Below are 10,527 nucleotides of genomic sequence, written 5' to 3'. Positions count from 1 at the left end.
CTCCTTCCCATACGTATCCTCCATACGTGCCAAGTTCTGCATCCATTGGGTAATGCTTTTCTGCATCACCATAAGCATCTCAGTGTCAAAGCCTGCAAAAAAGGACTCGACAAACGCAATTTCATCCTCTTCCCGTGTCTTCAGATGAGAGAGACACGCCTGTGTTGGTTGCAGCAACACAGTTCTCTTATCCTCATCTGATCTTGTAAGCTCAAGGAACCCTCGCTTTTCAAGAATCATGGCCATCTTCTTAATATTCTGCCTACTACTCCCTATCTTTTTGGAAAGCTCAGTCAGTGAACACTTCTGGTTCTCACAGGAGAGCAACATTGCCAAGAGCAACCACTGCTTGGTGGAAACCTGTGCATCAATCTGGTCACCAAGGACCTGCAACCGGTTAGCAACAAGAAAGAGTGAGCCAAATACATTTGCCTTCATCTCATCATCACTCATCTTCAACTCCTATTAAGTAACTGGTTACGCATTATAAGTAACCTGTTACGTTTTTTACAAGAGGGCTATGCATATTCTTTTAAAAGGGCCATGGCTTTTACACCAAGGCCCAATGTCGTTGCTCATCTGAGCATGTTCATTCATTTCTCGTAGGCTGACTCATGTACTCCAGCTACTGCTCTTCCGCTCGGTTCATTCATTGCCTTGAACGCCCGGTCCCATTCCAGAGCTGTTGCTGTGGAACAAGCAACCGAGTCCTCACGAGGAACACAGCGCGCCGCACTCTCACTGGGGAAGTGGGAAGCAAAGAGGGTACGATAGTAGTACTCCTCCTTGGTGGCGGGGGTGTGAATCGGAAACCGCTTTGCAGCCAAGGCAAACTGCTCATCACTGACCAAAGAGCTGGTAAGCTGCTTCAGGGTATCGATCCAGTTGTAGCCTACCCCGTCACTGAACTGCTCCTTCTGTCTCCAGACAATCTCATCAGGCAGATACTCCTTGAACGCCTCACGAAGAATCCACTTCTCGATACGCTTATGCTCCCCAACAACCGGGCAGAGCTTCATGTCAGGGTTGAGATTCATCGCTACATCCATGAACTCCTTGTCCAGGAACGGGACCCTTCCCTCAACACCCCAGGCTGCCAGTGACTTGTTCGCCCGCAGGCAGTCATAGAGATGCAGCTTGGAGAGCTTCCTGACCGTCTCCTCATGGAACTCCCTGGCATTGGGAGCCTTGTGGAAATAGAGATACCCACCAAAGAGCTCGTCACTCCCTTCCCCGCTGAGCACCATCTTGATACCCATCGAGCGAATGACGCGAGCGAGCAAGTACATCGGGGTTGCTGCCCTTACCGTGGTGATATCGCTGGTTTCCAGATGATAGATGACATCACTGAGCGCATCAAGTGCCTCCTGGATGGTAAAATGCACCTCATGGTGGACAGTTTTCAGATGGGCAGCAGCAATTCGGGCTGCTTTCAGGTCGGGGGATCCCTCAAGCCCGATGGCAAATGAGTGGAGACGAGGCCACCAAGCTTCCTCCGTGTCTGCACTTTCCACCCGCTTTTGGGCATATTTTGCAGTAATGGCTGCAATGATGGAACTGTCCAAGCCACCTGAGAGCAACACCCCATAGGGAACGTCACTCATCAACTGACGCTTCACGGCAGCCTCCAGAGCCTCCTTGACCATCTCGATCGTTCCCCCATGGTCCTTGACCACATCATAGCTGGTCCAGGAGCGCTCATACCACTTCCTGAGCTTTTTCTCAGGACTGTAATACAGGTGTCCAGGAGGAAAGAGTTCGATCGCACTACAGGTTCCTTCCAGAGCCTTCAATTCACTCGCCACATAGAAATGTCCCTGGTCATCCCATCCCTGATAGAGGGGAATGATACCTATATGGTCACGAGCAATAAGGTACACGTCCTTCACCTGGTCATAGAGAGCGAAGGCAAAGATGCCATTCAGGTCCTCAAGAAAATCAGGGCCCTTCTCCTGGTAGAGGGCAAGGATGACTTCACAGTCACTCTGTGTCTGGAACTCGTAGACACCCTCATACTCCTTCCTGATCTGCTGGTGGTTGTAGATTTCACCATTGACAGCCAACACCACATTCCTGTCTGCGCTGTAGAGCGGCTGACCTCCTGAGAGTGGGTCGACAATAGCTAGTCGTTCATGACTGATGATGGCCTTCTCCCCTTCATACACCCCCGACCAATCGGGACCACGGTGACGGATCTTCCCTGACATGGAAAGAATCTGGGAACGAAAGGCCTTTGCGCTGCGCTGGATGTCAAACATTCCTACAAATCCACACATCGTATACCTCCAAACGTAAAAAAGACGCTCCCCTCCCAGTACTTGGGTAGGAACGTCTTTGTTCTTGGAAGGATACTACCTGCTCTTTTACAAAGTTGCAAGAGCCTCATCCACTACAGAGAGTGCAGCATCAATATCTTTTTTCCCAACAACCAAGGGGGGAACAAAGCGCAAGACGTCGCTTCCAGCGCTTGCCACCAACACACCCTTGGCAAAACAGGCATCCACGACCTGCCGGGGAGGAACGGTAAGCACCAATCCATTGATCAGTCCCTTTCCCCTGACAGCAACGCAAAGGTCTGGATAGCGAACCACCAATTGAGCAAGTTTCTCCCTCAGGTACTCCCCCATCTCCTGGACATGGGAAGTGAAGGCTGGATCGCTGATACGACGAACCATCTCTCTCACTGCGGCCATTGCCAAGGCATTGCCCCCAAAAGTGGAAGCATGGTCTCCGGGAGTGAAGATATGGCTTGCCTTTCCTGTGGTCAGCATCGCCCCGCAAGGAACACCACCAGCAAGGGCTTTTGCAGAGGTAAGTACATCGGGTTTCACACCATAGACCTGATATGCGAAGGGCTTTCCGCTGCGGCCCATTCCACACTGTACCTCATCATAGATGAGCAGGAGATTGTGCTCATCACAGAGAGTGCGGAGTCCCTGCAGGAAGGCTGGGTCAGCTGGGACAATACCTCCCTCCCCCTGGATAGGCTCCACGATAATTGCACAGGTTTTTTCTGTAATGAGCGCTTTCACGCTCTCCAGGTTGTTGAACTCTGCATAGCTGAATCCCTGGGGAAGCGGTGCAAAATTCTTATGGTACTTCTTCTGCCCTGTTGCGGTGATTGCACCGTAGGTCCTCCCATGGAATGAATGCACCATGGAGATGATTTCACTACGAGGGGTCTCACTCTGGTGCCCGAATTTCCTGGCAAGCTTGAGGGAAGCCTCTGTGGCTTCCGCCCCACTATTGCAGAAGAACACCCGTTCCATTCCGGCAAGCGAACAAAGTTCCTTTGCCGCCTCCACCCCTACCTTGTTGTAGTAGAGGTTCGAACAGTGCAGGAGACCTTCACGAACAACCTTGTTGATCGCCTCCGATAAACCGGGGTCTCCGTAGCCAAGGGCATTGACAGCAATACCCCCGACAAAATCGAGATAGTGCTTGCCCTCTTCATCTATGAGGTACATACCCTTCCCACCGGTAAACACCACCGGCACCTGGTTGTAGGTATCCAACAGGTATTGTTTTCCTGTCTGTATTGTCTCTTGCATGCTCATGAGCGTTCCTCCTTGGTGACCATGGTCCCGATTCCCCGTGTGGTGAATATCTCAAGCAGGATGGCATGGGGAACCCTGCCATCAAGTACGTGCACACTACTCACCCCTTTCTCCAGTCCATCAAGACAACACTGCACCTTGGGGATCATACCGCCATTGATCGTACCATCCTGTATGTACGCTTCAGCTTGTCTTGTACTCAATGTGCGTATGATGGAGGAGGGATCATCCTTGTCCTTGAGGATCCCTTCCACATCGGTGAGGAACACCAACTTCTGCGCAGAAAGGGAACCTGCAACGGCACTTGCCGCATAATCGGCATTGATATTATAGGTATTACCTTCCTCATCAACACCAACCGGGGAGACAACCGGTACGAAGTTATTGGAAAGCAGGGTCTCAAGGAGACTGGTGTCGACCTTTTCCACATGGCCAACATACCCAAGATCTCGCCCCTTGTCATCCAACTTCTTTGAACAGAGCAGGGTTCTTCCATCCTTGCCACTGATGCCAACGGCACTGATGCCTACCTGTTCGAGCTCACTGACCAGACTCTTGCCGATGGATCCACTGAGCACCATCTCCGCTACCTGTGCTGTCTCAGCATCGGTTACACGAAGCCCGTCAAGGAATTCGCTCTTCTTACCCAGACGGTCGAGCAGGCTGGTGATCTCCTTGCCTCCGCCGTGGATGACCACAGGTTTCAAACCGATGTACTTGAGCATCGCAATATCCTGGATAACCGACTTTTTCAGTTGCTCATCAACCATGGCAGAACCGCCATATTTGACCACGACAATACTGCCGGCGAATGTCCTGATGTAGGGAATCGCCTCAATAAGTACCTCAGCCTTGAGGATCTCGTTTGCCATCCTGTGTTTCATCAGCTTCTATAATCTCCATTTATCCGGACATACTCATAGGAAAGATCACAGCCCCAAGCGGTGCCTTCCCCCTCTCCGTCTGTCAAGGTTACAAGTGTCTGCACATCCCTCTCCATCAGGATTGCCTTTGCTGTGTGCTCATCAAAAGCCAGGGGAGACCCTGCTGAAACCACCTGTATCGTCCCCTTGGAAGAGGAAAAAAAGAGGTCAACAGCATGTGGATTGAAATCAGCTCCACTATACCCCATGGCACAGAGAATCCGTCCCCAGTTTGCATCACTGCCAAAGAAAGCTGTCTTGACCAGGTTGCTGCTGATGATCGAGCGAGCAAGAATCTGGGCTGTCTCCTTGTCCTTTGCTCCCTTGACCGTTACCTCGATGAACTTTCCAGCCCCTTCCCCATCACGAACAATTGCCTTTGCAAGTTCCTTATGGACATACAGGAAAGCCTGGGTGAAGGCTTCCCACTCCCTGTGGGAGGGGGAGAGTGTGCCACACCCACTCTTTCCATTGGCAAGGACCAGTACGGTATCATTGGTGGAGGTATCCCCATCCACACTGATCATGTTGTAGGTGTCTCGGATGGAGGACCCAAGCAGTTCTTGCAGTACAGGTTTATCGATGGTTGCATCGGTGGTGATGAAGCTGAGCATGGTCGCCATGTTGGGATGGATCATCCCTGATCCTTTTGCCATACCGCCGATGGTTACCTGCTTCCCATCAATCTCAAGCGAGACTGCGACTTCCTTGGTGAAGGTATCGGTTGTAAGTATTGCGGTTGCCGCCTCACTAGCCCCCGATCTCGAGGCATCAAGGACCTTTGCGCAGTCATCAATTCCTGCAACAATCTTATCCATGGGCAAGGGAAGCCCGATAACACCGGTGGAACATACCAATACCTCCTCAGGTTGCAAACCCAAGGTTTTTGCCGTATGCACGGCCATGGCCTCGGCATCCCTGTCTCCTTGCTCTGCTGTACATGCATTGGCATTCCCGCTGTTGATCACAATAGCCTGTGCATGGAGGGAAGAGGAGACCAGCTTCTGGTCCCAGAGAACAGGGGCTGCTTTCACGAGGTTGGTGGTAAAAGATCCTGCAAAACTACAGGGAACCTCACTATAGACCAAGGCAAGGTCTTTTTTGCGTTTCTTGACACCACAGGCTACACCATTGGCTGAAAATCCCAGGGCAGCAGTAACGCCACCGTCTACTATTTGCATCACTCTTTCCTCCTTACAGGGGGCTGGCAACCGTGGAGGCAAGACCAGTCTCTTCACCCAGGTTGCACCGGATATTCATATTCTGCACGGCTTGGCCGGCAGCTCCTTTGACCAGGTTATCGATCGCCCCAATAGCAATAACCCGATTGGTTCTTCCATCAACCTTCCAGCCGATGGCGCACATGTTTGTATTCTTCACAAATCGGGTCTCAGGAAGAGAGGATCCCATCAAGCGAACAAACTTCTCGTCAGCGTACCACTTCTGGTATGCTGAGCTTACCTCTGCTTCACTGACCCCTTCCTTCAGGTTGGCATAGCAGGTAGAGAGGATCCCTCGGTGCATGGGAACCAGGTGCGGGGTAAACTGCACGACAAGCTCACTACCGCTCAACTCGCTCAACTCCTGTTCAATCTCCGGGGTATGACGGTGAGTCGCCACCCCGTATGCCTTGTATGACTCGTTGACCTCACAAAAGAGGGATCCAAGCTTCTCAGAGCGGCCGGCACCACTGACGCCACTTGCACTGTCTATGATCAGGGAATCTGGATCAACGAGCTTTTCAGCTACCAAGGGAGCCAAGGTGAGAATGCTACAGGTGGTATAGCAACCGGGGTTTGCTATCAGGTTTGCTGTTTCAATGCGCTCACGATGCAGTTCACAAAGCCCATAGACAGCCTCACTGAGCAGGTCCTTGCTCCCGTGATCAGTCCTGTACCAGGTTTCATAGACACTGCTGTCGCTTAGGCGATAATCGGCTCCGAGGTCGATGATGATACAACGCTCCAGTATCTCCCGGGTTACCTTATGGCTCGCCATCCCGTGGGGAAGGGCAAGGAACAGGACAGAGCACCGCTTGCTCGCTTCCTCAATATCTTCCTCTTCCAGCACCAAATCACACCCTCCCTCAAGAGAAGGATATATTTCACTGAAACGCTTTCCGCTGTAGGAGTGTGAGGCAAGGTAGGTAATCTCCACAGACGGATGATGTACCAGAAGGGCAACGAGCTGTGACCCTGCATAGCCTGTGGCACCAATGACTCCAACTTGTAGCATACGTTCCTCCAAAAACTCAATATTAGCATAATTATACAAAAATATTCGATTTTGACCAGACTCTTTGCATATATTTTCACAAATTTATGTATAAATATTAATTAAACCAATACACCAACTCTGAAGAAAACACCAATCCAAGCTTTTTTTGGAGAGAGAGCGAGGCTTTGTTTGCCACCTCTACGTGGCAGTATGGGGTGGTTCCTTGAGTGAGCAACCTATTGATATATGCTCTCTCCAATGCTTCTCCCACATGCCTCCTCCGGTACTGGGGCAACACCTCCAGCATACCCATTGCACACTCGACATGCCTGCCCATGAACCCAGCTGGATTACCGTCGATCTCTGCGGCGATCATGACCCCTGCCTCGTATCGTTCACGGATATACGTTTCATCACCATGTTTGTAGTGATGCAACACCATAGGAAGGTCTCTCTCCTCGAGAGGGCGGATGAGGATGGACTCATCCCCAATAAGTGGTTGTGCCAGAAGATAGACAGCCTGGACACACTCCAGGGAGACAGCAAGACCTTTCCCCTTGAGCGCAGGAACAAGAGCCCCGGTGTGCACAGAGATGGGCTCCTTGCAATGAGAGAGCGCGTCGGCAAAGATGTCTACCGCTGCTGGGTTGAACAACGCCACCGCATAGGTTGCATCCTGAACATGGAGCAATATTCCATCCTCATCTGCAATAAGCACCTCTGCTATACCTTCTTCCAATGGTTCAATCAAATCGATATAGGTAGTTCTCCCCTTCAGGGAGAGTGTCTTGATTACATCCATAGCCTACTGTAACGCAAGATGGCGCTGCTGTCAGTGTCGCAGGCTGTTGATTCCATGAAAAGCCAAACCTTATAGAGAATCAGAATGAACCCTGCAAAAAGGGACTTGGATCGCTGGGTGCCATCAGGACAAAGAGCGTAACAAGCATCAAAGGCAGGAATCCGCCTTGCCATGGTTCCGATAGTTAGGAAGAGAGCCCCAACACAGGCTACCAAACCAAGCTCGGCGGCAAGCAATACCGGGGAAAAAGCAACACCAGAAGTATTACGGTTTCCACGATCATAAGATTGCACTGGGTGAGCGTTCTCTCACCTTGCCTCCCTGCCAAGCATCTTCTCAACAAGTTTGAGCAGTACATCGTCAACCACAAGATCTGCTCGGCTGGTTTTTGCATCTATTCGTGGCCGTTTCATCAATTGCTGATAGGCATCAGCAATCCAAAGCGTCGCTGTCTCCGGTGGGACAATACCGGTATCAATGACCAAATCAAAGAGGGAAGCATCGCGCTGGTTATACTGCAGGTCGGACTGGACAAAGGATGTCCTCACCAGCTCCTGGTCTATGAGTGCTTTCCTTGCCTGCTCTTCAGTCCCACCCCGCTCTTTCTGTTTCCTCTGGACCCTCATCTCAAGCGGAGCCTTGATCCGTACATTCAGGACATCAGTATAGCCTTGCAGGAGACCAAACCCCCCTCGACCAAGCATGACCACATTGCCAACCTTGGCAAATGCACGCATGACTGCAAGGAGAAAATCAACGGTTCGATACCGATGTTGGTCAAATCGTTCCCAGAATGTGGGCAGACTGTCATAGACTTCGTCAAACCCACTGAAGCCATACTCATGCATGACTTTCTCAATATCTTGCTTGTCCACGAAGGAAAGCCCCAGTTGCTCGGCCACTTGCTTGGCAATGAAGGTTCCTTCACTGCCAATCTGACGGGAAATAGTAATGACTCCCATAGGTACCTCCTCTGGCAATTTCATGGTAAGTCAGTACCTTTGAGCTGTCAAGGAATCGCCCTTAAAGCTGGTCATAGGAGAAATCAAGTACCTGTTCTATAAAGAGTTTAGCGAGCAACGGATCAAACTGGGTGCCAGCGCATTTTTTGATCTCCTTTGCCGCTTGAACGGCGGAGACTGCCTTACGGTAGGTTCTCTCACTGGTCATCGCATCAAAGGCATCGGCGATTGCAATCATCCTGGACTGCAAGGGGATTGACTCCCCACGTAGGGCCTTGGGATATCCAGTTCCATCAAAGTGCTCATGATGGGCAAGTACATAGGGTGCCAATACCTGCATATCCTCTACTGAGCTGAGGATACGGAAGCCGATCTCGGCATGTCGTTTCATCTCCTCCCATTCCAGAGGGGATAACTTTCCATCCTTGTTGAGTATATTTTCAGCAATAGCGATTTTACCGATATCATGCAAAAGGCCTACCAAGCGTAGCTCGTTACACGATCGCTCACTAAGCCCATAAGCTCTTCCCAGCTGTTCACTGAGTTCACTGACTCGTCTTGAGTGAGCCTCTTCCCGTTTATTTTTCTCATGAAGCGTGTTGATGATGGCATAGACAGCTTTTCCCTGCATCGGGGGACTATCGAGCAATTTCTGGGTGGCAAGGTGTTTCTCAGCCAACTTCACCGCCTCATTCAAGTCAAACGAGGCATCCTCCACGACATAGAGCCCAAAACTGATCGAGGGAGCAACAGCATCCATTACCCTGAATGTTGATACTTTCTCTACTACACCCTCGAGACACGGCTCACACTCCTTTGCCGTATATCCAGGCAGCAAGAGTGCAAACTCATCGCCCCCTACCCTGAAAAGGTTTGGACAATCAGGGAAGGTTTCCCGCAAAAGGGTGGCGACCCGTTTCAGGATTCTGTTCCCTTGCTCCCGCCCGAAGGCTTCGTTGATGATCCTGAGACGATTCATATCAGCAAATACCACACTCAAGGGGAGCTTCCCCTCGAGGGACATATTGCTGATAACCCGCTCGAACTCCACCCGGTCATACAGATCGGTGAGCGCATCATGGGTAGAGGCATAGAGAATCCTCTTCTCAGCAAGCTTTCGCTTGGTGATATCGACGGTCATGCAGAGACTGCTTAAATCTACAAGGTCCTCTTCAGAAAACACACAAAGGGATAGATTGGCCCAGATGGTTGAACCATCTTTTTTCAGGAACCGCTTATCGAAGATAAAGGAATCCTGCTCCCCTGTGAACATCTTTTGCGTGATTTGGTTACTCATCTGTACATCCTCAGGATGTGAAAATTCTGCCCACGTATGACCAAGCATCTCCTCTCTGGTATATCCCAATATATCAAGATAACTCTGGTTGATCCTCTGGATTTCCCCGGTCCTCAAATTGGTAAGAGACATCCCAATGGGTGCTTTTTCAAATATTGTCTTGAACTGCTGTTCGCTTTTTTTCAAGGCAGCAATATCGGCCAATCGATAAGCCTGACTAAAGAGAAGAAGACAGAGCAGGTACGTTCCTACTGGATAGAATACCAGTATCGGAAAGGTCATCACGGAAAATACATGAATCCTTACCGGAGAGGGCATAAGCAACATACAGAGCAGCATGATTGCATGGTCAACCAAACCAACAAGATAAAACTCGATATTGATATGGCGCCGTCTTTCAAGCACAACTTGATAGCGATAGTGATGCCAGAGGACGCCTACCATTGCACTCGTAATGATGGTTGCCAACCCAGCATAGAGGCCAACCCCACCATTCAAGATTCTGAAAACGGCCATCATACCACTTCCGATAAGCGTCGGTGTCAAACCAAAAACCATACCGGAGACAACAATAGGGATGGACCTTGAGTCGAAGACAACACCTTCCTCAAGAATGAACGGGTTAAGCATCACCAAGATGCCTACCACACCGATCACAATCCCGACCAGGATATGGTAGGAGTAGAGTTTTCTTGGGTTCTTGTATGGATAGGTAGTGAAAAAGACACTGAGGGTTAAGAGCATGGCAATGTTGAATAATACATTGACC

General features: G+C 50.5%; 10 protein-coding genes. All 10 read right to left on the bottom strand.

The features are described from left to right. Nucleotides 1-453, bottom strand: a 453-nt coding sequence (locus AB7S66_RS09025; protein WP_428519236.1) for a MarR family winged helix-turn-helix transcriptional regulator, incomplete at its 3' end; no start/stop codon positions are given. Between the two features lie 140 nt (nucleotides 454-593). Continuing rightward, nucleotides 594-2,276, bottom strand: coding sequence for an asparagine synthase B (gene asnB, locus AB7S66_RS09020; protein WP_428519234.1), 1,683 nt, complete (start codon nucleotides 2,274-2,276; stop codon nucleotides 594-596). Between the two features lie 87 nt (nucleotides 2,277-2,363). Then, the gene (locus AB7S66_RS09015) at nucleotides 2,364-3,551 is read right to left on the bottom strand and encodes an aspartate aminotransferase family protein (RefSeq protein WP_428519232.1); all 1,188 of its coding nucleotides are present in this window, start codon (nucleotides 3,549-3,551) and stop codon (nucleotides 2,364-2,366) included. Between the two features lie 2 nt (nucleotides 3,552-3,553). After that, entirely contained in the window at nucleotides 3,554-4,441 is an 888-nt protein-coding gene (gene argB / locus AB7S66_RS09010; RefSeq protein WP_428519230.1) for an acetylglutamate kinase, read from the bottom strand. Further along, nucleotides 4,441-5,661, bottom strand: coding sequence for a bifunctional ornithine acetyltransferase/N-acetylglutamate synthase (argJ, locus tag AB7S66_RS09005; protein WP_428519228.1), 1,221 nt, complete (start codon nucleotides 5,659-5,661; stop codon nucleotides 4,441-4,443). The genes argB and argJ overlap by 1 nt, the downstream gene beginning before the upstream one ends. 13 nt (nucleotides 5,662-5,674) lie before the next feature. Continuing rightward, the gene (gene argC / locus AB7S66_RS09000; protein ID WP_428519226.1) at nucleotides 5,675-6,715 is read right to left on the bottom strand and encodes an N-acetyl-gamma-glutamyl-phosphate reductase; all 1,041 of its coding nucleotides are present in this window, start codon (nucleotides 6,713-6,715) and stop codon (nucleotides 5,675-5,677) included. Nucleotides 6,716-6,812: 97 nt separating this feature from the next. Further along, complete coding sequence (locus AB7S66_RS08995; protein WP_428519224.1) at nucleotides 6,813-7,499, bottom strand: GNAT family N-acetyltransferase; 687 nt, start codon at nucleotides 7,497-7,499, stop codon at nucleotides 6,813-6,815. Next, nucleotides 7,490-7,792, bottom strand: coding sequence for a hypothetical protein (locus tag AB7S66_RS08990; RefSeq protein ID WP_428519222.1), 303 nt, complete (start codon nucleotides 7,790-7,792; stop codon nucleotides 7,490-7,492). The genes AB7S66_RS08995 and AB7S66_RS08990 overlap by 10 nt, the downstream gene beginning before the upstream one ends. A 15-nt stretch (nucleotides 7,793-7,807) precedes the next feature. Beyond that, complete coding sequence (locus tag AB7S66_RS08985; protein WP_428519220.1) at nucleotides 7,808-8,461, bottom strand: AAA family ATPase; 654 nt, start codon at nucleotides 8,459-8,461, stop codon at nucleotides 7,808-7,810. 61 nt (nucleotides 8,462-8,522) lie between these two features. Beyond that, a partial coding sequence (locus AB7S66_RS08980) for an HD domain-containing phosphohydrolase (RefSeq protein ID WP_428519218.1) occupies nucleotides 8,523-10,527 on the bottom strand: 2,005 nt, incomplete at its 5' end.

The sequence above is a fragment of the Sphaerochaeta sp. genome (genome assembly GCF_050178175.1).
Taxonomy (GTDB): Bacteria; Spirochaetota; Spirochaetia; order Sphaerochaetales; family Sphaerochaetaceae; genus Sphaerochaeta.
The sequence above is the reverse complement of the archived record's forward strand: the minus strand, read 5'-3'. Positions and strand labels throughout refer to the sequence as shown.

Coding starts and splice junctions, on each gene's coding strand:
- asnB (WP_428519234.1), bottom strand. CDS start 2,276: ATGTGTGGATTTGTAGGAATGTTTGACATCCAGCGCAGCGCAAAGGCC.
- AB7S66_RS09015 (WP_428519232.1), bottom strand. CDS start 3,551: ATGCAAGAGACAATACAGACAGGAAAACAATACCTGTTGGATACCTAC.
- argB (WP_428519230.1), bottom strand. CDS start 4,441: ATGAAACACAGGATGGCAAACGAGATCCTCAAGGCTGAGGTACTTATT.
- argJ (WP_428519228.1), bottom strand. CDS start 5,661: ATGCAAATAGTAGACGGTGGCGTTACTGCTGCCCTGGGATTTTCAGCC.
- argC (WP_428519226.1), bottom strand. CDS start 6,715: ATGCTACAAGTTGGAGTCATTGGTGCCACAGGCTATGCAGGGTCACAG.
- AB7S66_RS08995 (WP_428519224.1), bottom strand. CDS start 7,499: ATGGATGTAATCAAGACACTCTCCCTGAAGGGGAGAACTACCTATATC.
- AB7S66_RS08985 (WP_428519220.1), bottom strand. CDS start 8,461: ATGGGAGTCATTACTATTTCCCGTCAGATTGGCAGTGAAGGAACCTTC.